General features: G+C 71.5%; 18 protein-coding genes. 7 read left to right on the top strand and 11 right to left on the bottom strand.

Annotation, left to right across the window (positions count from 1 at the left end; translation table 11 throughout):
• Window positions 1–3 precede the first annotated feature (3 nt).
• A complete protein-coding gene (lplAB, locus tag HG542_RS00765) occupies window positions 4–1059 on the bottom strand; it encodes a lipoate-protein ligase LplAB (protein ID WP_171077973.1) in 1056 nt (351 codons plus the stop codon).
• Window positions 1060–1157: 98 nt separating this feature from the next.
• Between lplAB and HG542_RS00760 the strand changes: the two genes are divergently transcribed.
• The 3 genes from HG542_RS00760 to HG542_RS00750 all read left to right on the top strand — a co-directional run bounded on the left by HG542_RS00760 (window position 1158) and on the right by HG542_RS00750 (window position 5364).
• Complete coding sequence (locus tag HG542_RS00760; protein WP_171077972.1) at window positions 1158–2951, top strand: gamma-glutamyltransferase family protein; 1794 nt, start codon at window positions 1158–1160, stop codon at window positions 2949–2951.
• 100 nt (window positions 2952–3051) lie between these two features.
• Complete coding sequence (locus tag HG542_RS00755; RefSeq protein WP_171077971.1) at window positions 3052–3879, top strand: inositol monophosphatase family protein; 828 nt, start codon at window positions 3052–3054, stop codon at window positions 3877–3879.
• Between the two features lie 66 nt (window positions 3880–3945).
• Complete coding sequence (locus HG542_RS00750) at window positions 3946–5364, top strand: phytoene desaturase family protein (RefSeq protein ID WP_229922765.1); 1419 nt, start codon at window positions 3946–3948, stop codon at window positions 5362–5364.
• Between the two features lie 89 nt (window positions 5365–5453).
• Here the strand turns inward: HG542_RS00750 and HG542_RS00745 are convergent, their stop codons facing one another.
• The 3 genes from HG542_RS00745 to HG542_RS00735 all read right to left on the bottom strand — a co-directional run bounded on the left by HG542_RS00745 (window position 5454) and on the right by HG542_RS00735 (window position 7210).
• A complete protein-coding gene (locus tag HG542_RS00745; RefSeq protein ID WP_171077970.1) occupies window positions 5454–6041 on the bottom strand; it encodes a Clp protease N-terminal domain-containing protein in 588 nt (195 codons plus the stop codon).
• A 2-nt stretch (window positions 6042–6043) separates the two neighbouring features.
• The gene (locus tag HG542_RS00740; protein WP_171077969.1) at window positions 6044–6268 is read right to left on the bottom strand and encodes a hypothetical protein; all 225 of its coding nucleotides are present in this window, start codon (window positions 6266–6268) and stop codon (window positions 6044–6046) included.
• A gap of 144 nt (window positions 6269–6412) precedes the next feature.
• A complete protein-coding gene (locus tag HG542_RS00735) occupies window positions 6413–7210 on the bottom strand; it encodes an SIR2 family NAD-dependent protein deacylase (RefSeq protein ID WP_171077968.1) in 798 nt (265 codons plus the stop codon).
• Window positions 7211–7503: 293 nt separating this feature from the next.
• Here HG542_RS00735 and HG542_RS00730 point away from each other — a divergent pair, with 293 nt between their 5' ends.
• The 3 genes from HG542_RS00730 to HG542_RS00720 all read left to right on the top strand — a co-directional run bounded on the left by HG542_RS00730 (window position 7504) and on the right by HG542_RS00720 (window position 10198).
• Window positions 7504–8142: a hypothetical protein gene (locus HG542_RS00730; protein WP_171077967.1), complete on the top strand. Its 639-nt coding sequence runs from the start codon at window positions 7504–7506 to the stop codon at window positions 8140–8142.
• A gap of 202 nt (window positions 8143–8344) precedes the next feature.
• Entirely contained in the window at window positions 8345–9490 is a 1146-nt protein-coding gene (locus HG542_RS00725) for a serine hydrolase domain-containing protein (RefSeq protein WP_171077966.1), read from the top strand.
• A 132-nt stretch (window positions 9491–9622) separates the two neighbouring features.
• On the top strand, window positions 9623–10198 hold the full coding sequence (locus tag HG542_RS00720) for a hypothetical protein (RefSeq protein ID WP_171077965.1): 576 nt from the start codon (window positions 9623–9625) through the stop codon (window positions 10196–10198).
• Between the two features lie 21 nt (window positions 10199–10219).
• Here the strand turns inward: HG542_RS00720 and HG542_RS00715 are convergent, their stop codons facing one another.
• Complete coding sequence (locus HG542_RS00715; protein WP_171077964.1) at window positions 10220–11899, bottom strand: BCCT family transporter; 1680 nt, start codon at window positions 11897–11899, stop codon at window positions 10220–10222.
• A gap of 122 nt (window positions 11900–12021) precedes the next feature.
• On the opposite strand from HG542_RS00715, the gene HG542_RS00710 reads away from it, so the two are divergent.
• On the top strand, window positions 12022–13125 hold the full coding sequence (locus HG542_RS00710; RefSeq protein WP_171077963.1) for a glycerate kinase: 1104 nt from the start codon (window positions 12022–12024) through the stop codon (window positions 13123–13125).
• A gap of 164 nt (window positions 13126–13289) precedes the next feature.
• On the opposite strand, the gene pssA is transcribed toward HG542_RS00710, so the two are convergent.
• The 6 genes from pssA to HG542_RS00680 form a co-directional block, all read right to left on the bottom strand.
• A complete protein-coding gene (pssA, locus tag HG542_RS00705) occupies window positions 13290–14150 on the bottom strand; it encodes a CDP-diacylglycerol--serine O-phosphatidyltransferase (protein WP_171077962.1) in 861 nt (286 codons plus the stop codon).
• Complete coding sequence (locus HG542_RS00700; protein WP_171077961.1) at window positions 14137–14793, bottom strand: phosphatidylserine decarboxylase; 657 nt, start codon at window positions 14791–14793, stop codon at window positions 14137–14139. The genes pssA and HG542_RS00700 overlap by 14 nt, the downstream gene beginning before the upstream one ends.
• Before the next feature lie 170 nt (window positions 14794–14963).
• Complete coding sequence (locus HG542_RS00695; RefSeq protein ID WP_171077960.1) at window positions 14964–16169, bottom strand: acyl-CoA dehydrogenase family protein; 1206 nt, start codon at window positions 16167–16169, stop codon at window positions 14964–14966.
• Window position 16170: 1 nt separating this feature from the next.
• Window positions 16171–16683: a MaoC family dehydratase gene (locus HG542_RS00690; protein WP_171077959.1), complete on the bottom strand. Its 513-nt coding sequence runs from the start codon at window positions 16681–16683 to the stop codon at window positions 16171–16173.
• Window positions 16684–16688: 5 nt separating this feature from the next.
• Entirely contained in the window at window positions 16689–17669 is a 981-nt protein-coding gene (locus tag HG542_RS00685) for an HpcH/HpaI aldolase/citrate lyase family protein (RefSeq protein ID WP_171077958.1), read from the bottom strand.
• Window positions 17666–19678 (bottom strand): protein meaA, encoded by a 2013-nt coding sequence (locus HG542_RS00680; protein ID WP_171077957.1) that lies wholly within the window; start codon window positions 19676–19678, stop codon window positions 17666–17668. The genes HG542_RS00685 and HG542_RS00680 overlap by 4 nt, the downstream gene beginning before the upstream one ends.

The following is a 19678-nucleotide window of genomic DNA, read 5'->3' as shown; positions in this document are numbered from 1 at the left end:
GCGCTACGGCACGCGCGCGGTCCACTCCTCCGTCGAGAACTTCGTCGCGGCCAGCTCCTCGGCCCGCGCCAGCTCCTCGGAGGTGACCGCGCCGTCCGTCAGCCCGTAGCGCCCGCGGAACGTGCCGATCATCCGCTCGATGACCTCGGCACGGGGCAACCCGGTCTGCCGGCGCAGCGGGTCGACGCGCTTCTTGGCGCTCTTGGTGCCCTTGTCGGAGAGCTTCTCCCGGCCGATGCGGAGGACGTCCGTCATCTTGTCGGCGTCGATGTCGTAGGCCATGGTCACGTGGTGCAGCACGGCGCCGTTGCCGGCGACCAGCCGCTTCTGCGCCGCGCCCGCGATCTTCCCGGCCTCGGTGGCGATGTCGTTCAGCGGCTGGTACCAGGCCTTGACGCCCATGCCGTCCAGGGCGCCGAGCACCCAGTCGTCCAGGTAGGCGTAGCTGTCGGCGAACGACAGCCCCTGCACGAGGGCCTCCGGCACGCTGAGCGAGTACGTGATGGTGTTCCCCGGCTCGATGAACATCGCCCCGCCCCCGGAGATCCGCCGCACCACCGTCATCCCGTGCCGGGCGGCGCCCTCCGGGTCGACCTCGTTGCGCAGCGACTGGAAGCTGCCGATGACCACGGCCGGGGAACCCCACTCCCACACCCGCAGCGTCGGCGCCCGCCGCCCGGCGGCCACCTCCGCCGTCAGGACTTCGTCCAGCGCCATGTGCAGGGCGGGGGACTGGGGGCCGGTGTGGACGAGCTGCCAGTCGTAGTGATGCCAGTCGGTGGCGTTCGCCAGTGCGCGCCGCACCGCGATGCCCACGGCCTCGGACGAGAACCCGAACATCACCGTGCCCGCGGGCAGCGCCGCGTCGATCCGGGCCGCGAGCTGCGGGGCGGTCAGCCCGGCGTCGGCGCCCTCCAGGGCGCGGTCGATGTCGAGGAGCGCGTCGTCGGGTTCGAGGAAGAAGTCCCCGGCCACACGGACGTTGCGCAGTGCCCCTTCGTCGACATCCAGGTCCACGACGACGAGCTTGCCGCCGGGGACCTTGTACTCGCCGTGCACGGTATGTCTCCTTCTGCGTGAATGCTGCCGGGGTGCCACCGTAACCCCCGGCGCATGCACCCTTGCGCACGGGCGGCCAACATGCCTTCCTAAGGCACATGTTCACCACCCGCCCCACCCTCCAGGGCACCTTCGGCATGGTCTCCTCCACCCACTGGCTCGCCTCCCAGTCCGCCATGGCCGTGCTGGAGACGGGCGGCAACGCCTTCGACGCCGCCGTGGCGGCCGGGTTCGTGCTGCACGTCGTGGAGCCGCATCTCAACGGGCCCGCCGGGGACATGCCCGTCGTGCTCGCGCCGGCCGGCGGGCCGGTGCAGGTGCTGTGCGGGCAGGGGCCGGCGCCCGCCGGGGCGAGCATCGCCCACTACACCTCGCTCGGCCTCACCCTCGTCCCCGGCACCGGCCCCCTCGCGGCCGCCGTGCCGGGGTCGTTCGACGCCTGGATGCTGCTGCTGCGCGACCACGGCACCAAGTCGCTCGCCGAGGTCCTCGACCACGCCATCGGGTACGCGGAGGGCGGGCACGCCCCCGTCGGAAGCGTCGGACGGTCCGTGGCGGCCGTGGAGCGGCTGTTCCGGAGCGGGCCCGAGTGGGCGGCCTCCGCCGAGCTGTACCTGCCCGGCGGGAAGCCCCCCGCCATGGGCCGGCTGTTCCGCAACCCCGCGCTCGCCGCCACCTGGCGCCGTCTCCTCGCCGAGGCCGATGCGGCGGGCGGCAGCCGCGAGCGGCGGATCGACGCCGCGCGCCGGACCTGGCGCGAGGGCTTCATCGCCGAGGCGCTCCTGCGCACCGCCGCCCGCCCCACCCTCGACACCAGCGGCGAACGGCACACAGGAACCCTCACCGGCGACGACCTCGCCGGCTTCCGGGCCACATACGAGGACCCGGTGACATACGACTGGAACGGGTGGACGGTGTGCAAGCCCGGACCCTGGTCCCAGGGCCCGGTCCTGCTCCAGCAGCTCGCCCTGCTGCCGGACGCGCTGCCGGAGTACGGCACCGCGGACTACGTGCACACCCTGGTCGAGGGCGGCAAGCTCGCCATGGCCGACCGCGAGGCCTGGTACGGAGACGCCTCCGGCGGCGCCGACGTGCCGCTGCGCACCCTGCTCTCCGGCGAGTACAACGCGGCCCGCCGCGCCCTGATCGGCGCCACGGCCTCGTACGAGCTGCGCCCCGGCAGCCCCGACGGCCGCACCCCGCGCCTGGCCACGGTCGCGGCGGGAGAGGTCCGGCGGACCGTCGACATCGGCGAGGGCGAGCCGACGGTCGCCATGAACGGTGCGGTCCACGGCGACACCTGCCACGTCGACGTCGTCGACCGCTGGGGGAACATGATCTCGGCGACGCCCAGCGGCGGCTGGCTGCAGTCCAACCCCGTCGCACCGGAGCTCGGCTTCCCGCTCGGCACCCGGCTGCAGATGACCTGGCTGGAACCGGGGCTGCCCAGCTCCCTCACCCCCGGCCGCCGCCCGCGCACCACCCTGTCGCCGTCCCTCGCCCTGCGCGGCGGCGAGCCGGTGCTGGCCTTCGGCACCCCGGGCGCCGACCAACAGGACCAGTGGCAGATGCACTTCCTCCTCGCCGTCGCCCTGCGCGCCGAGTGGCGCGGCGGCCCCGACCTCCAGGGCGCCGTCGACGCGCCCAACTGGCACCAGTCGGGCTTCCCCGGCTCCTTCCACCCGCGCCGTGCGCAGCCCGGCAGCGTCACCGTCGAGTCCCGCATCGGCGAGGAGATCGTCGCGGAACTGCGCCGCCGGGGGCACGACGTGACCGTGGGAGGGCCGTGGTCGGAGGGGCGGCTGTGCGCCGTGGCCCGCGACCCGGAGACCGGGGTGCTGTCGGCGGCCGCCAACCCGCGCGGGATGCAGGGGTACGCGGTGGGGCGCTGAGCCGCCGGACCCGGCCCGGCCGGGCACCTGTTCACCTCCGATATGTGCTGCATACACCCGGGCCTCACCGATTGTCGGTGGGGCATGGTTCGATGGATGCATGATCGATGAGTTTCTCGCGGGTGATCCGAACGGTGTCGAGGAAGCGGTCCGCAAGGCCGCGGCCGCCGAGATCATGCCGCGTTTCCGGCAGCTCGCCGCGGACGAGATCGTCGAGAAGAACGGCCCGCACGACCTGGTGACCGTCGCCGACCGGCTCGCGGAGGAGCGCCTCACGGCGGATCTCACGGCGCTGCTGCCCGGCTCCGTGGTCGTCGGCGAGGAGGCCGTGCACGCCGACCCGGCCGTTCTGCACGCGCTCGGCGGCGACGCCCCGGTGTGGATCGTCGACCCGGTCGACGGCACCCGGCAGTTCGTCCACGGCGACCCGGGCTTCGCCACCCTCGTCTGCCTCGCCCACCACGGCGAGCTGCTCGCCTCCTGGACGTACGCCCCCGCCCTGGACCTGATGGCCGTCGCCCGCCGCGGCGGGGGAGCGGTGCTCAACGGCGAGCGGATACGCAGCGGTTCGCCCGAGCCCGGCAAGCACCTCGAAGTGGCCATATCCCACTACGACTTCACCACGCCCGAGGAGAAGCGCGTCCTCGGCACGCTGCTGACCGACGCCGTCACCCCGCGCCCCTGCGGCTCGGCGGGCCTGGAATACCTGCACGTCGCCCAGGGATCGCTCGACGGCCTGGCCTTCTCCTGGGAGAACGCCTGGGACCACGCCGCGGGACTGCTGCTGGTCGCCGAGGCGGGCGGCGCGAGCGGCACCGTCGCCGGCGAGCCCTTCCGCATCGCCGGGGGCAACGCCCTGCCGTTCGCCGCCGCCCGGGACGAGGCGACCCTGCGGCATATGCTGGGCCTGCTGGCGTCCGCCGGCTGACCGGCTGCTGATCCACTGCTGATCTGCCGCTGATCCACTGCACAGGGGACGAGGGGAGTCCGACCGGTGGCCACCATGCTCGACGCGGTCGTTGTAGGAGCCGGGCCCAACGGGCTCACCGCCGCCGTCGAACTGGCCCGCCGCGGCCTGGCGGTCGAGGTGTACGAGGCCGCCGAGGGCATCGGCGGCGGCGCCCGCACCGAGGAGCTGACCCTCCCCGGCTTCCGCCACGACCCCTGTTCCGCCGTGCACCCGCTCGGCGTCCGCTCGCCGGCCTTCACCGCCATGCCGCTCTCCCGGTACGGGCTGGAGTGGGTCCACCCCGAGCTGCCGATGGCGCACCCCTTCCCCGACGGCACGGCCGCCGTGCTCTCCCGCCTGGTCGGCGAGACGGCCGGCTCGCTCGGGCCGCGCGACGCGGGTGCGTACCGCAGGCTCGTCGCGCCGTTCCAGGGCAAGTGGCCCACGCTCGCCGCGGACTTCCTGCGCACCCAGTGGGACGGGCTGCCGCGCGACCCCGTCACCTACGCCCGGTTCGGCATGGTCGCCGCCCAGCCCGCCGCACTGCTCACCCGCCGCTTCCACGACGAGAAGGCCCGCGCCCTGTTCGCCGGGCTCGCCGCCCACGGCATCGCGCCGCTCACCGGCTTCGGCACCGGCGGCATGGCCCTGCTCTTCGCGATCGCCGCCCACGAGGGCGGCTGGCCCGTACCGCGCGGCGGTTCGCAGTCCATCGCGGACGCCCTCGCCGGATATCTGCGCGCCCTGGGCGGCACGATCCACACCGGCTTCGAGGTCAAGCGCCTGGACGACCTGCCGCCCGCCCGCGCCTACGTCTTCGACACCTCGCCCACGGCCATGGCCCGCATCGCCGGACTCGGCAAGATGTTCGCGAACTACCGGTACGGTCCCGCCGTCTTCAAGATCGACTACGCGCTGGACGGCCCCGTCCCATGGACCGCGGAGCCGGCCCGCAAGGCCGGTACGGTCCATATCGGCCCCACCTACGGCGAGATCAAGGACGCTCTGGGCGCCGCCCTCCACGGCGACGACCCCTCCGTCCCCTTCCTCATCACGTCCCAGCCGACCCTGATGGACCGGACGCGCGCGCCCGGGGGCAAGCACACGTTCTGGGTGTACGGCCATGTGCCCAACGGCTGGGAGGGCGACGCGACCGAGGTGATCGAGCGCCAACTGGAGCGCTTCGCACCGGGGTTCCGCGACCTCGTCCTCGCCCGCGCCACCGCCGGGCCGCCGCAGCTCGCGGTGCGCAACGCCAACTACGTGGGCGGCGACATCGCGATCGGATCGGTCGCGGCCCTGCGGCTGGTCGTCCGGCCCAGGCTGGCCCGCGTGCCCTACGCGACGGCGCACCCCGCCGTCTTCCTCTGCTCCTCGGCGACGCCGCCCGGCCCCGGGGTGCACGGCATGTCCGGCCACCACGCGGCCAAGGCGGTGTGGCGCAGCCTGCGGCGCGTGCGCTAGGGCTCCGCGGGAAGTGCGGTGCGTCGGCTGCGGGTTCGTTGTGGCTGGTCGCGCAGTTCCTCGCGCCCCTTACGGGGTGCGGTACTTGCTCAGGCGGCCTGTTCCAACTCCGCCAGCAGGCCCGCCCGTACGGCCTCCATGTCCGTGCCCAGCCTGGCCAGCAGCGCGGCGGTCGGATGATCCGCAGGGTCGAGGATCCCGAGCAGCACGTGCTGGGTGCCGATGAAGTTGTCCTTGCGGGCCAGCGCTTCCCGCAGCGAGCGCTCCAGCACCTTCTTCGCCCGGGGCGTGAAGGGGATGTGCCCCTTCGGCGCGCCCTTCGCCGCCTTGCGCCAACGCCCCCGTGACTGCTCGGGTGTTGCGGCGTGGTCCAGCGCGCCGGGGCCGAACACCTCCTCGGCCCGGTCCCGTACGGCGTCGAGGTCGATGCCGATCGCGCTGAGCGCGGCCGCGTCCTGCTCGTCGAGCTCGCCCGCCGAGGCCGGCACCATTGCGGCTCGGCATGCCGCGGGCGTCACGCCGAGCCGCTCCAGCGTGGCCGCGCCGGGCGCCCCGGCGCGGGAGGCGATGCCGAGCAGCAGGTGCTCGCTGCCGATCCACGAGTGGTTCAGCATCCGCGCCTCCTCCTGCGCGAGGACGACGACGGTGCGGGCTTCCTTGGTGAACCGTTCGAACATGCCTACCTCCTGGCGTGTTTCTTGTGCACTGCCTGCCTGCTGACTCCGAGGGCGGCCCCGATCTCCTCCCAGGACCAGCCTTGTGAGCGCGCGTTGCCGACCTGCAAGGTCTCCAGCCGCTCGACGAGCCGCCGCAGCGCGGCGACGGCGCGCAGCCCCACGCGGGGGTCGGCGTTCATGGCGGCCTCGGTGGTGCCGAGTGCGTCCTTCGCGTCTGTTCCGGCCATGGTGTCAATGTAGGTTGACGGGCGGAGTGTGTCAACGTTCGTTGACGGGGTGGGGTTGGTTTTGCAGATGTGTCGACTTGGTGGTCGAGCCGCCGCAGCCCCAAGGGTGGAAGGGGTGATATGTCGCCACCCGTCCGCCGCCGGTCAGACGGGAGAACCGCCGGACCCGCCCTGTGCCCCGTACCGCGCGAGCACCTCCGGCAGCGCGCTCCCGATCGGCTCCCGTACCAGTTCGTCGGCGCGTTCGTCGTAGGGCGTGGGCTCCGCGTTCACGATGATCAGTCGTGCCCCGTGGTCGGCCGCCAGGCCGGCGAGTGCGGCCGCCGGGTGGACGGTCAGGCTCGTACCGACCGCGATGAAGACGTCGCACGCCTTGGTCACGGCCACCGCCTCGCCCAGCACCGCCGGGTCCAGGCCTTCGCCGAACATCACCGTCGCCGACTTCAGGATGCCGCCGCACGCCGTGCAGACCGGGTCCGGGTCGCCCGCCGCCACCCGGGCCAGCGCCTCCGCCATGTCCGAGCGGGACTTGCAGCCCGTGCACACCACCGCCCGTGCGGTGCCGTGCAGTTCGAGCACCTTGCGCTCCGGCATGCCCGCCGACTGGTGCAGTCCGTCGACGTTCTGCGTGATGACGCGCACCGGCGTGCCGGACCGTTCCAGCCGGACGACGGCCTCATGGGCGGCGTTCGGACGCGCGTGCCGTGCCGGGGACGAGAGCCGCATCTGCCAGGAACGCCGCCGCACGGCCGGGTCGGACATGTAATACGCGTACGTGACCAGCTTCTCGGCCTCGGGGTCGCGGCGCCACAGCCCCTGGGGGCCGCGGTAGTCGGGGATGCCGGAGTCGGTGGAGATCCCGGCCCCGCTGAGGATGGCCACCAGGGGGCGGGGGCCGGGGCCGGGGCGGGTGTCCTGAGGTGTGCTCTCGCCGCTGCTCATGGTTGCGAGGGTAGGCGTGCCGCGGGGCGTCCGGCTGTCGCGGATCTATGGATCTGTCGACTTTTCCGGCGTGCCGCGCCGGTCACCTGCGTGGAGTCGTTCTGTATGTCCGTAGGTCCCTCGCGTGGGTGATGAGAGAGCGGCATCCGGACCAGGAATCGGAGCCGTCTCGCAGCTGTATTACGACAAATATGTTCCTGTGCCACTTCAGAGTCTCTGTGAGTGGAAGGGGCGACATGTCGCTTTTTAAGACACGGTCCGCGTTCTTTACGACCAGGCGCGGAGCCACCGCCATGGGGGTGACGCTCGCCCTGTGTGCCACGGCGGGCGGGGCCGCGTTCGCCATCGCGGCGGACGGGCACAACAGCCGGGTGCCCGGCATGGTGGTCTCCCGGACGGGCCAGTACGTGCGCAACGGGTCCACGACCACCTCGAAGGTCATCGACACCCGCGGACCGGGGGACGGGGTCCTCATCGCCTGCAAGCTCCAGGGCGAGAGCGTGCAGGGCAACCGCTACTGGTACCGGCTCGCCGAGAGCCAGAACGGCTGGATGAGCGCGCACTACGTGAAGAGCTACGGGGCGGTGCCCCTCTGCCGCCCGGCCGGCACCGTGGGAGGGGTCTACAAGGGGACCGCCGGCCAGGGGCACAAGGGCCAGGGACACGGAAAACCCGTCGCTCCCGCAAAGCCTGCCGCCCCCGTGAAACCCGCGGGGCCCATGAAGCCCGGCGGCCCTCCCCGGCCCCTCGCCCCCAAGGGGAACGGCGCCGTCGCCCCCTCGCGGCCGCCCAAGGCGAATCCCTCGGTGCCGGTGAAACCCGCCGCACCCCCGCGGCCGAGCGCCCCCGTGGCCCCCGCCGCCCCCAAGACCGACCAGAGCCGGCCCCCGGGCACCGTCCCGGCGGCGCCCTCCCGGCCCCCCAAACGATGAGCGGCATTCCGTAGACCCGCACCGAACCCGCACCGGACCCACCCCCTGAGGAACTGCCGGTGGCCCGCCAGCGATGGCCGGGCCACCGGCCTTTTCGATGAGGGAACCCACCGTTCTCCCCTGGAAATTCATTCGAGCCGACGACCCGTCACACGTATCGTTCGGGGGTCGAACGTCCCACGTACGAGAAGGCAGTGGCCAGGTGAAGCACAACGGATGGGCCGACGAGGGGTTCGGTCCCGTCGCGGACGAGTTCTCCCGCAACTTCGACGAATTCGGTGAACTCGGCGCGGCCGTCTCCCTGTTCGTGGACGGCCGCCAGGTCGTGAACCTGTGGGGCGGCATCGCGGACGAGCGGGACGGCAGGGCATGGGAGGCGGACACGGCCGCCCCGGTGTTCTCCACCGCAAAGGGCATCGTGACCATCTGCGCCCTGCACCTCGCCCAGGAGGGCCGCCTCGACCTCGATGCGCCGATGGCCGGCTACTGGCCGGAGTTCGGGCAGCGCGGCAAGGAGGGGATCACGCTGCGCATGGTCCTCGCGCACCGCGCGGGGCTGCCCGTCCTCGACCTGACGCCGGGCTTCGACGAGATCATGCAGTGGGACCCGGTCGTCCGGGCCCTGGAGGTGCAGGAGCCCTACTGGGAGCCGGGCACCGCGCACGAGTACCACGGCCACACCTTCGGCTGGCTCGTCGGCGAGGCGATCCGGCGGATCACCGGGCTCACCCCGGGCGCCTACTTCCGCAAGGCGATAGCGGACGAGCTCGGCCTGCGCACCTGGATCGGCGTGCCGCAGGAGGAGGTGCCGCGCCTGGCCCGGCTCACCGAGGCCGAGGGCCGGCCCGGGCTGCCGGGCCCGGAGTCGATCTTCTACCGGATCCTCACGATGAACGGGGAGTTCGTCTTTCCCGGCATCGACGACCCGCGCGGCTGGAACTCTCCCGCGATGCTGACCGCCGAGGTCCCCGCGACGGGCGCGGTCTCGTCGGCAGGCGGCCTGGCCGCGCTGTACGCGGTGGCGGCGACCGGTGTGGACGGCCGACCGCGTCTGCTGTCGCACGAGACGATCACCGATGCGGTGCGGGAGCAGACTGCCGGTGCGTCGTGGGGCGGCATACCGGACATGGGCGCCCGCTGGGGCACCGGCTTCACGATCGACTCGCCGGGCGTGCTCCCGCTGCTCGGCGCGCGCAGCTTCGGTCACGAGGGCTCGGGCGGCTCGGTGGCCTTCGGCGACGACGAGTTCGGCGTCGGCTTCGCATACGTGCCCAACCGCATGGTGGGCCACGGGGACCCGCGTGCGCGACGGCTGATGGCGGCGGTCCAGGGGTGCGTAAAGGGCTGAGCGGCTTCCGCCGTTCACCGGGCGCCGCCCGGGTGCGTGACGCGCCCGGGCGCCCGCCTGTGCGCCGCAACCCACGGGGAGACGGAAGCGGTACCTCCGCCCACACTCGTACCGCCAACCCGAAGGAGGCGCATGATGCACGCCATACGCATGCACATCACCCGTCGGCTCGACGGCCGTGTCAGGAGACTGTGGGCGTGGGCCGGTTCCGTCGCCCTGATCGCGGCAGCGGTCGTCGCCGGGCCGGCCGCCGTCCCGGCCCGCGCGGCGCAGGGGGACCTGGCCTGTGCCGCGCAGTTCACCATGGCCATGAGTCCCGCGCTCAAGCCCAACGGAAGCGCGTCGGTCAACGTCACGGCGTCGCTGAGCAGTTGCACGTCGGCCAACGGCAACTACGCCCGGCTGCAGTCCGCCACGGCCACGGCGAGCGGCACGGCGACCGCCGACGGCGCCGGCAAGGGCCCGTGCGGCGTGCTGTTCACCGCACAGGGCACCGGCACGATCACCTGGTCCGACAAGTCGACGAGCACCATCCAGTTCACGGTGAACACCGACCCCACCAACGGGACCGTCACCTTCCACTGCGTCATCACCGGCGGCACGCTGAGCAACGACGGGGACACGGTGGTGCCCGTCATCTCGGGCGCCCAATGCACCTCGGGCGGGCTGCAGTCGATGAGCGCCCACATGGCGGTGGACTTCGCCTGAGCAGCGGAGGGGGCAGGGCGGTCAGCCCTTGCCCCCCTCCGTGTCGTCCCCCCGCTCCCGCGCGCTCCGCGCGACGCGCCGCAGCCTCGGGTGCCGCACCGGGCCCGTCTCCGTGACGGCCTCGCCGATCATCGTGCGCATGGCGTCGCCCAGGCCGTGCAGGGCGTGGTGCCGGGCCGGGCCCGCGCCCGGGTCCTCGCGGAGTTCGCTCAGCAGGGCCCAGCACAGGGCCAGCATCACCACGACGAACGGCAACGCCACGAGGATCGTGGCCGATTGGAGCGAGCCCAGCCCGCCGGCCACCAGAAGAACCGCCGCCACCGCGGCCATCAGCACGCCCCACGTCACCACCAGCCACGTCCGCGGGTGCAGCGCGCCCCGGCTGGACAGCGAACCCATCACCAGGGATGCGGAGTCCGCGCTCGTGATGAAGTACGTCATCACCAACAGCATCGCCAGCCACGACACCACCGCCGACAGCGGCAGCGTGTCCAGCAGCGCGAACAGCGAGGCCTCCGCGCCCTGTTTGACCGTTCCCGCCATGTCGGCCGCGCCGGTCATGTCCAGCCGCAGGGCGCTGCCGCCCATCACGCAGAACCACACCACCGTCGCGCCGCTGGGCACCAGCAGGACGCCGATCAGGAACTCGCGGATCGTACGGCCGCGGGAGATACGGGCGATGAAGGTGCCGACGAACGGGGCCCACGACAGCCACCACGCCCAGTAGAAGACCGTCCACGCGCCGAGCCACTTCGAGTCCGTGAAGGCGCCGGTGCGTGTGGCCAGCGTCAGCAGGTCCTGGAGGTAGCCGCCCACCGCGGCGGGAACGGTGTTGAGGACGAAGACCGTCGGGCCGACCACGAAGACGAACAGCATCAGGCAGGCCGCGAGCACGATGTTGAGCGTGCTGAGCCACTTCACGCCCTTGTGCAGGCCCGAGAAGGCGGAGAGCACGAAGGCCGCCGACAGGCCGGCGATGATGATCAGTTCCAGCGACCGGGAGTCCTGGACGCCCGTGGTGATGTTGAGGCCCTTGGAGACCTGGAGGGCGCCCAGCCCCAGGCTCGTCGCCGTGCCGAAGACCGTGGCGAAGACGGCCAGCAGATCGATCACCCGGCCCGGCCAGCCTGCCGCCCGCTCCTCCCCGAGCAGCGGGGCGAACGCGGCGCTGAGCCGGTTGCTGCGGCCCTTGCGGAAACCGGCGTAGGCCAGGGCCAGGCCGGACATCCCGTAGATGGCCCAGGGATGCAGGGTCCAGTGGAAGAACGAGTACTCCAGCGCCGTCCGGGCCGCCGCGGGGGAACCGGCGGTCACCCCGCTGCCCGGCGGCGGGGAGACGAAGTGCTGGAGCGGCTCCCCGACCCCGTAGAACATCAGGCCGATGCCCATGCCCGCGCTGAACATCATCGCGATCCAGGCGAGGTTGCCGAACTCCGGCCGGTCGTCGTCCTTCCCGAGCCGGATGCGGCCGAACCGGCTGAAGGCGATGACCACGCACAGCGCGAGGAAGACGTCGGCGGCGATCACGAACAGCCAGGCGAAGTTGTTCAGCACCCAGCCCAGGGCCGACCCCGACACCCGGTCGAAGGAGCGCTTGCCGAGGGCCGCCCAGGCGACCACGGCCACGACGGCGAGACCGCCGATGGCGACGAGCGGCAGGTCCGGAGGGCCCGCCTGGGGATCGTGCGCGTCGGTGCTCATGACGCCCCACTATGGCCGGGAAGAGGCCGATTGCCCGGGCTGGCACGCCGCCGTACCTCTGGGCTCCGCCCGTTCCCGTGGATAAGGTCGCTGCGGCGCGACGGAGGAGGGTGGCAGAAGCGATGCGTGTGCTGATCGCCTCGGACAAGTTCAAGGGCTCGCTGACGGCCGTCGAGGTCGCCGAGCACGTCGGCGCCGGGCTGCGGAGGGCCGCGGCGGGGACGGAGGTTGTCGCGCTGCCCGTCGCGGACGGGGGCGACGGGACGGTCGACGCGGCCGTCGCGGCCGGGTACGAGCGGCGCGAGGTGCCGGTCACCGGCCCGGCGGGGCAGCGGGTCCGCGCGGCCTACGCCTTCCGCCGGGCGGACGGCACCGCCGTGGTGGAGATGGCCGAGGCGTCCGGGCTGCGGTACGGGGCCGGGGCGCCGTTGACGGCCACGACGTACGGCACGGGCGAGCTGGTGCGGGCCGCGCTCGACGCGGGGGCGCGGACGATCGTGCTCGGCGTGGGCGGCAGCGCCACGACGGACGGCGGCGCCGGGATGCTCGCCGCGCTCGGGGCGCGGTTCCTGGACGGGGCGGGGCGGCCCGTCGGACCCGGGGGAGCGGGGGTCGCCGCGCTGGCCACGGCCGACCTGTCCGGGCTCGACCCGCGGCTGCGCGGGACGGCTGTCGTGCTCGCGAGCGATGTCGACAATCCGCTGACCGGGCCACGGGGGGCGGCCGCGGTGTACGGGCCGCAGAAGGGGGCCTCGCCGGACGATGTGGCGGTGCTGGACGCGGCCCTTGCGCACTTTGCGCGGGTGCTGGAACCGGCCCTCGCCGATGCGCCCGGCGCCGGGGCCGCGGGAGGCGTCGGGTACGGGGCGCTGGTGGGGCTCGGTGCGACGTTCCGTCCCGGGATCGAGGTGATGCTCGACGTGCTGGGCTTCGAGCGGGCTGTTGCCGGGTGCCGGCTGGTGATCACGGGGGAGGGGTCGCTGGACGAGCAGACGTTGCACGGCAAGGCGCCGGTGGGCGTCGCCGCGGCGGCCCGGCTGCGGGGCGCGGAAGTGGTTGCCGTCTGCGGGCGGCTGGCCGTGGTGCCTGCGGCGCTGGCTGCGGTGGGTATCTCGCGCGCTTACGCGCTGACGGATCTGGAGCCGGACCCCGAGCGGTGCATGGCCCACGCGGGGCCGTTGCTGGAGCGTGCGGCCGAGTCCATCGCGCGGGACTTCCTGGGCTGAGTTCAGAGCTCTTCCCGCCCACCCGCCCCAGCTCCGAACGTCATGACGTTCGGGGTAATCGGGCGGGTGGGCGGGCGAAAAGACCGGAGCGATCACCGGGCCGCACCGGAAAACGCAACGGGGCCCGAGCAGACGCTCGGGCCCCGTCAAGCACGCGGCACGCGTTACGGCAGCTGCGCTGCCCTCGCCTCGCGGCGGTTGTCACGGAACGTGTTCACCCGGCGTGCCGTCGCGAACAGCGGAATGACCGCGCCCAGCACGACCTGCAGCGCGCACCCCGTCTGCAGCAGCAGCTCGCCGCCCGGGGCCTCGAAGGCCCAGGCCGCCAGGAGGCCCATGCTGAGGACGATCCAGCTGAGCATCGCCACGGCCAGCCGGCCCCGCGGCTTCGGGTATTCGACCCGGCTCACCATCAGCCACGCCACACCCACGATGGCGAGCAGCGTCGGCACGAAGGGGAGCTCCAGCAGCACGATGGATACCACCGTCAGCGCCCCGAAGGGGCTCGGCATGCCCTGGAAGATGCCGTCCCGCATCGGCACGCACGAGAAGCGGGCGAGTCTCAGCACCACGGCCAGCAGCACCACGATCGCCGCCACGGCCGAGACGCGCTGCATCGCGTCGTCGGCGACCATGCCCCAGACGACCACGAAGTACGCGGGCGCCAGGCCGAAGCTGATCAGGTCGGAGAGGTTGTCCAGCTCCGCCCCCATCGCCGAGGCGCGCAGCTTGCGTGCCACGAGCCCGTCGAAGAGGTCGAAGACCGACGCGAGCAGCATCAGCATCACCGCGGTCGCCGCGCTGTGCCGGGCCATGCCGCCGTCCTCGTTGCCCGTCAGGTGCGGGATGAGGACGCCGGTGGTGGTGAAGTACACCGCCATGAACCCGCAGATCGCATTGCCGAGGGTGAGGGTGTCCGCTATCGACAGCCGGGTCGACAGCGGCATGTCGTCCGTGCCGTCCGGGTCCAGGGGGTCCGCCTCCGGGACCCAGGCGGCCTGTGCGTCGGGATCAATCACGGTCAAGGCGGGTCACTCCTGCCGTGGTGGCCTGACCGACCTCGACCGCCACCTCGACACCCTCGGGGAGGTAGATGTCGACGCGCGAGCCGAAGCGGATCAGGCCGATGCGGTCGCCCTGCTCCACCTTGGTGTCCGCGGTGACGTAGGGCACGATGCGACGGGCGACCGCGCCGGCGATCTGCACCATCTCGATGTCGCCGAGCTCGGTGTCGAAGTGCCAGACGACGCGCTCGTTGTTCTCGCTCTCCTTGTTGAACGCCGGAACGAAGCCGCCGGGGATGTGCTCGACGGACGTCACCGTGCCGGACAGCGGCGCGCGGTTGACGTGGACGTTCAGCGGGCTCATGAAGATGGCGACGCGGGTGCGTCCGTCCTTCCACGGCATGATGCTCTGCACCACGCCGTCGGCGGGCGAGATGACCCGGCCCCGGGCGATCTCGCGTTCCGGGTCGCGGAAGAACCACAGCATGCCCGCCGCGAGCGCGGTGGCGGGCACGGCCAGCGCCGCCCAGCGCCCGGAGCGGCGGGCCCGCGTGAGGCTGACCGCGGCCGTGGCGACGGTCGGGAGGAGCCACGGCGATGCTCCGCGCGCGAGGCGTACGCCGGCGAGGCTGTCGCGTTGTGCAGAGGAAGAGCTGTGGGGCATGGGTGACCTTCGTAGCGGAGGGTGCCGCGTTAATGATCGGGGGACGGCGGCTTTCCGGGGATGCTATCGGTTGCGGGCGGCAACTGGCCAAGCGCCAGAGCCAGTCACTGGCCGAAGAGCGATGACGGGGTGTGATCTTCTTCTCTGCTATATCGCCTCTAACCGGACATTCAACCCTGGATCCGGTACTCCTCGAGGAGCCGGCGTCCAATGATCATTTTCTGGATCTCGGCCGTACCTTCACCGATGAGCAGCATCGGTGCCTCGCGGTAGAGGCGCTCGATCTCGTACTCCTTGGAGAAGCCGTAGCCGCCGTGGATGCGGAAGGCGTCCTCGACGACCTCCTTGCAGTACTCGGAGGCCAGGTATTTGGCCATCCCGGCCTCCAGGTCGTTGCGCTGCCCCGAGTCCTTCTTCCGCGCCGCATTCACCATCATTGCATGGGCGGCTTCGACCTTTGTAGCCATTTCGGCCAGTTTGAACTGGATCGCCTGGTGTTGCGCGATGGGTTTTCCGAACGTGTGGCGCTGCTGGGCGTAGGAGACGCCGAGTTCGAAGGCACGCTGTGCGACACCGCAGCCACGCGCCGCCACATTGACGCGGCCCACCTCGACGCCGTCCATCATGTGGTAGAAGCCACGTCCGGTGACCCCGCCGAGCACGCGGGCGGCCGGAACACGCAGGCCGTCCATGATCAGTTCGGTGGTGTCGACGCCCTTGTACCCCATCTTGTCGATCTTGCCGGGAATGGTCAGGCCCGGCTTGACCTGTCCGAATCCCGGTTCCTTCTCGATGAGGAAGGTCGTCATCGACTTGTGCGGCGCCGTCCCCTCGGGGTGGCCCTCGTCGGTGCGGCACAGCACCGCGACGAGGGTCGACGAGCCGCCGTTCGTCAGCCACATCTTCTGGCCGCTGAGGACGAACTCGTCGCCGTCGCGCACCCCCTTGGATGTGATTGCCGACACATCGGAGCCCAGTCCCGGCTCCGACATGGAGAAGGCGCCCCGCACCTCGCCCGTTGCCATGCGCGGCAGGAAATGGTCCTTCTGCTCCTGCGTGCCGTGCTGCTTGAGCATGTAGGCGACGATGAAGTGCGTGTTGACGATGCCCGACACACTCATCCAGCCGCGGGAGAGTTCCTCCACGCACAGCGCGTATGTGAGAAGGGACTCACCGAGCCCGCCGTACTCCTCCGGGATCATCAGCCCGAACAGGCCGAGTTCCTTGAGGCCCTCCACGATCCGCGTCGGGTACTCGTCGCGGTGCTCCAGGCCGGTGGCGACCGGGAGGATCTCCTTGTCGACGAAATCGCGGACGGTGGCGAGTATTTCCCGCTGGATGTCCGTCAGGCCGTCGGTCTGCGCGAGGCGCCCCATCTCACTTCTCCCGGACGATCGGCTCGGGGCGGCCGGGCTGTTCCCCGCCGCGCTTGTCGGTGTATTCGGCGGTGGGGACCATCACCTTGCGCCGGAAGACGCAGACGATGGTGCCGTCCTGCTTGTAGCCGCGGGTCTCCACGTACACGATGCCGCGGTCGCTCTTCGACTTCGACGGCGTCTTCTCCAGCACGGTCGTCTCGCCGTAGATCGTGTCGCCGTGGAAGGTCGGCGCAATGTGCTTGAGCGATTCCACCTCGAGGTTGGCGATCGCCTTGCCCGAGACGTCCGGTACGGACATGCCCAGCAGAAGTGAGTAGATGTAGTTCCCTACCACCACGTTCTTGCCGAAATCGGTGGTCTTCTCGGCATAGTTGCTGTCCATGTGCAACGGATGGTGATTCATCGTGAGCAGACAGAACAGGTGGTCGTCGTATTCGGTGACCGTCTTTCCCGGCCAGTGCTTGTAGACGTCCCCGACGGTGAACTCTTCGTAGGTACGGCCGAACTGCATCGCCCTCACGCCTCCGGGATCTCGAACTTGGACGTGCGGGTCATACCGGCCGCCCGGCCCTTGCCGGCGACGACCAGGGCCATCTTGCGGCTCGCCTCGTCGATCATCTCGTCGCCGAGCATCGCCGAGCCCTTCTTGCCGCCCGCCTCGGAGGTGCAGTAGTCGTAGGCGTCCAGGATCAGCTCGGCGTGGTCGTAGTCCTCCTGCGAGGGCGAGAAGACCTCGTTGGCCGCCTCCACCTGGCCGGGGTGCAGCACCCACTTGCCGTCGAAGCCCAGCGCCGCGGCGCGGCGGGCGACCTCCTTGTAGCCCTCGACGTTGCGGATCTGCAGGTACGGGCCGTCGATGGCCTGCAGGTCGTGTGCGCGGGCCGCCATCAGGATCCGCATGAGGATGTAGTGGTAGGCGTCCGCAGGGTAGCCGGGCGGCTGTTCGCCGACCACGAGGGACTTCATGTTGATCGAGGCCATGAAGTCCGCCGGGCCGAAGACGATCGTCTCCAGGCGCGGCGAGGAGGCGGCGATGTCGTCGACGTTCACCAGACCCTTGGCGTTCTCGATCTGCGCCTCGATGCCGATGCGGCCGACCTCGAAGCCCATCGTCTTCTCGATCTGCGTCAGCAGCACGTCCAGGGCGACGACCTGCTGGGCGTCCTGCACCTTGGGCAGCATGATGCAGTCCAGGTTCGGGCCCGCGCCCTCGACGACCGTGATGACGTCGCGGTACGTCCACTGCGTGGTCCAGTCGTTGACCCGGACGACGCGCGTCTTGCCCGTCCAGTCACCGGTGTTGAGCGCCTCGACGACGGTGTGCCGGGCACCCTCCTTGGCCAGCGGTGCGCAGGCGTCCTCCAGGTCGAGGAACACCATGTCCGCGGGGAGGCCCTGGGCCTTCTCCAGGAAGCGCGGGTTGCTGCCCGGGACGGCGAGGCAGGAGCGGCGCGGGCGCAGCCGGTTGACGGGGGCAGGCGTGGAAGACGCGGTCATGCGGAGACCTCCAGAGGGTCGAGCTGGTTCGCTGTGCGGATCTCGTCGACGATACGGCCGATGATCTCCGTTATCCCGAAATCCTTCGGGGTGAAGACCGCTGCGACGCCGGCCGCCCGCAGGGCGGTGGCATCGGCGGACGGGATGATGCCACCGACGATGACGGGCATGTCCTGTGCCCCCGCGCGCCGCAGCCGCGCCAGGACGTCCGGTACGAGCTCGGTGTGCGAGCCCGAGAGGATCGACAGGCCCACACAGTGGACGTCCTCGGCGACGGCCGCCGAGACGATCTGTTCCGGGGTGAGCCGGATGCCCTGGTAGACCACCTCGAACCCGGCGTCGCGGGCCCGTACGGCGATCTGCTCGGCGCCGTTGGAGTGGCCGTCCAGGCCGGGCTTGCCGACCAGCAGGCGCAGTTTGCCGCAGCCCAGGTCGGCGGCCGTGCGGGCCACCTTCTCGCGGACCGCGGCCAGTGGCGTGCCGGCCTCGGCGGTCACGGCCAGGGGGGCGCCGCCGACGCCCGTGGGCGCCCGGTACTCGCCGAACACGTCCCGCAGGGCCCAGGACCACTCGCCGGTCGTCACGCCCGCGCGGACGCACTCCAGGGTGGCCGCCATCAGGTTGCCGTCCCCGGCCGCGGTCTTCTTCAGCGCCGACAGGGCCTCCTGGGCGCGTACTTCGTCGCGCTCGTCGCGCCAGGAGTGCAGGGCGGCGACGACCCGGGCCTCGTTCGCCGGGTCGACGGTCATGATCGCGGTGTCGAGATCGGCGGTGAGCGGGTTGGGCTCGGTCGTCTCGAAGCAGTTGACGCCGACGATCTTCTCCTCGCCCGCCTCGATCCGGGCGCGCCGCTCGGCGTGCGAGGAGACCAGCTGGGACTTGAGATAGCCGGACTCCACGGCCGCCAGCGCGCCGCCCATCTCCTGGATGCGCGCGATCTCGGCCGTGCACTGCTCGACGAGCGCGCCGACCTCGGCCTCGATCACATGCGATCCGGCGAAGATGTCGTCGTACTCCAGCAGGTCGCTCTCGTGCGCCAGCACCTGCTGGATGCGCAGCGACCACTGCTGGTCCCAGGGGCGCGGCAGGCCCAAGGCCTCGTTCCAGGCGGGCAGTTGGACGGCGCGGGCGCGGGCGTCCTTGGAGAGGGTGACGGCCAGCATCTCCAGGACGATGCGCTGGACGTTGTTCTCCGGCTGCGCCTCGGTCAGGCCGAGGGAGTTGACCTGCACGCCGTAGCGGAAGCGGCGGTGCTTGGGGTTCTCGATGCCGTAGCGCTCACGGGTGATCGTGTCCCAGATGCGGCCGAACGCCCGCATCTTGCACATCTCCTCGATGAACCGGACGCCCGCGTTGACGAAGAACGAGATGCGGGCGACGACATCGCCCCTGCGCTCCTCGGGGACCTGGCCGGAGGCGAACACGGCGTCCAGCACGGCGATCGCCGTGGACATCGCGTACGCGATCTCCTGCACCGGCGTGGCCCCCGCCTCCTGCAGGTGGTAGCTGCAGATGTTGATCGGGTTCCACTTCGGTATGTGGTTGACCGTGTAGGTGATCAGGTCCGTCGTCAGGCGCAGGGACGGCCCCGGCGGGAAGACGTGCGTCCCGCGCGAGAGGTACTCCTTGACGATGTCGTTCTGCGTCGTCCCCTGCAACTTCGCGATGTCGGCGCCCTGTTCCTCCGCGACCACCTGGTACATCGCCAGCAGCCACATGGCGGTGGCGTTGATGGTCATGGAGGTGTTCATCTGCTCCAGGGGGATGTCCCTGAACAGCCGCCGCATGTCCCCGAGATGGGCGACCGGGACGCCGACCCGGCCCACCTCGCCGCGGGCGAGCACGTGGTCGGCGTCGTAGCCGGTCTGCGTCGGGAGGTCGAACGCGACCGAGAGGCCGGTCTGGCCCTTGGCGAGGTTGCGCCGGTAGAGCTCGTTGGACGCCTCGGCGGTGGAGTGGCCGGCGTACGTCCGCATCAGCCACGGACGATCCTTCTGACGCTCAGTCAT

Source organism: Streptomyces morookaense (assembly GCF_013030945.1).
Lineage (GTDB): Bacteria > Actinomycetota > Actinomycetes > Streptomycetales > Streptomycetaceae > Streptomyces > Streptomyces morookaensis.
The sequence above is the reverse complement of the archived record's forward strand: the minus strand, read 5'-3'. Positions and strand labels throughout refer to the sequence as shown.

What these genes read in the sequence shown, in the direction of transcription:
- HG542_RS00760 (WP_171077972.1), top strand. Translation starts at nt 1,158, where the DNA reads ATGTTCACCACCCGCCCCACCCTCCAGGGCACCTTCGGCATGGTCTCC.
- HG542_RS00755 (WP_171077971.1), top strand. Translation starts at nt 3,052, where the DNA reads ATGATCGATGAGTTTCTCGCGGGTGATCCGAACGGTGTCGAGGAAGCG.
- HG542_RS00745 (WP_171077970.1), bottom strand. Translation starts at nt 6,041, where the DNA reads ATGTTCGAACGGTTCACCAAGGAAGCCCGCACCGTCGTCGTCCTCGCG.
- HG542_RS00740 (WP_171077969.1), bottom strand. Translation starts at nt 6,268, where the DNA reads ATGGCCGGAACAGACGCGAAGGACGCACTCGGCACCACCGAGGCCGCC.
- HG542_RS00735 (WP_171077968.1), bottom strand. Translation starts at nt 7,210, where the DNA reads ATGAGCAGCGGCGAGAGCACACCTCAGGACACCCGCCCCGGCCCCGGC.
- HG542_RS00730 (WP_171077967.1), top strand. Translation starts at nt 7,504, where the DNA reads ATGGGGGTGACGCTCGCCCTGTGTGCCACGGCGGGCGGGGCCGCGTTC.
- HG542_RS00720 (WP_171077965.1), top strand. Translation starts at nt 9,623, where the DNA reads ATGATGCACGCCATACGCATGCACATCACCCGTCGGCTCGACGGCCGT.
- HG542_RS00715 (WP_171077964.1), bottom strand. Translation starts at nt 11,899, where the DNA reads ATGAGCACCGACGCGCACGATCCCCAGGCGGGCCCTCCGGACCTGCCG.
- HG542_RS00710 (WP_171077963.1), top strand. Translation starts at nt 12,022, where the DNA reads ATGCGTGTGCTGATCGCCTCGGACAAGTTCAAGGGCTCGCTGACGGCC.
- HG542_RS00700 (WP_171077961.1), bottom strand. Translation starts at nt 14,793, where the DNA reads ATGCCCCACAGCTCTTCCTCTGCACAACGCGACAGCCTCGCCGGCGTA.
- HG542_RS00695 (WP_171077960.1), bottom strand. Translation starts at nt 16,169, where the DNA reads ATGGGGCGCCTCGCGCAGACCGACGGCCTGACGGACATCCAGCGGGAA.
- HG542_RS00690 (WP_171077959.1), bottom strand. Translation starts at nt 16,683, where the DNA reads ATGCAGTTCGGCCGTACCTACGAAGAGTTCACCGTCGGGGACGTCTAC.
- HG542_RS00685 (WP_171077958.1), bottom strand. Translation starts at nt 17,669, where the DNA reads ATGACCGCGTCTTCCACGCCTGCCCCCGTCAACCGGCTGCGCCCGCGC.
- HG542_RS00680 (WP_171077957.1), bottom strand. Translation starts at nt 19,678, where the DNA reads ATGACTGAGCGTCAGAAGGATCGTCCGTGGCTGATGCGGACGTACGCC.